The following is an 896-nucleotide window of genomic DNA, read 5'->3' as shown; positions in this document are numbered from 1 at the left end:
CCGTTGTGTGCAATACAAAAAAAATGTACTCGAAAAAAGACAGAATTGAAGTTCAAGAAGCTATAATCAATTTCGCTAAATCGGATTCAAAAATCATCGATTGTGCAATAGTTGGTTCAGAATCTGTAGGAAATGATGATAAATGGTCTGATATTGATTTGACGTTTGGATACGAAAACGAAGCAGATGCAAACCAAGTATTGAGAGAGTGGAGCAAAATGATGTCGGAAAGTTTCGATGCAAATAGGCTATTTGACATTTCTTATAAAGAGTCACTTTATCGGGTATTTCTTTTGCCGAATGGTTTGCAGGTTGATTTATCCTTCACGCCAAGCAAATATTTTGGAGCGATAACAGATAAATTTAAACTGATATTCGGCCAAGAAAAAGAAAGAGAGTTTAAATCACTTCCAGAAATTAATTTAATTGCAGGATATTCAATTTTATTCGCTTTGAAAACAAGAACTTCCATCGAAAGAGAAAATTATTGGCAAGCAGAATACTATTTATCCAAGTGTAGAGAAAATGTAATGGTACTGAAATGCTTAAAAGAAAGTAAAAACCCTTTTGATGGTAGGAGTTTTGATAATTTACCGAATGATTTTTTAAGACAGATGCAAAATTGTCTTCTGATTGAGCTAAGTAGAGTAAACTTGCGGACCAGTCTAAAAAATTTGATTCAAATTCTAATAAAAGAATTGTCTTCAATAAACAGCCTAAAACATAAATTTATTAACGAATTGAAAATAATCGGGGCTTAAGTACTGCACACAACACGGGCTATACGCAATTGCTCGTTTCTTGCTCACCCGAAAATTTCTGCAAAATTTTCTATGGTTTGGGTATCTTTGGGAAGACAAGGCTAAGGCACGCAACTGCGCATAGCCTAAACCGTT

General features: G+C 34.2%; 1 protein-coding gene. It reads left to right on the top strand.

Features of this window, described 5'->3' with window-relative positions:
- Positions 1-761 (top strand): hypothetical protein (locus ABD000_RS04625; protein ID WP_343764456.1); only part of this gene is annotated, 761 nt, incomplete at its 5' end.
- Between the last annotated feature and the right edge of the window lie 135 nt (positions 762-896).

It is taken from the genome of Gangjinia marincola (assembly GCF_039523415.1).
GTDB lineage: Bacteria > Bacteroidota > Bacteroidia > Flavobacteriales > Flavobacteriaceae > Gangjinia > Gangjinia marincola.
Note: the sequence above shows the minus strand (reverse complement) of the source record. Positions and strands in the feature narration are given on the sequence as shown.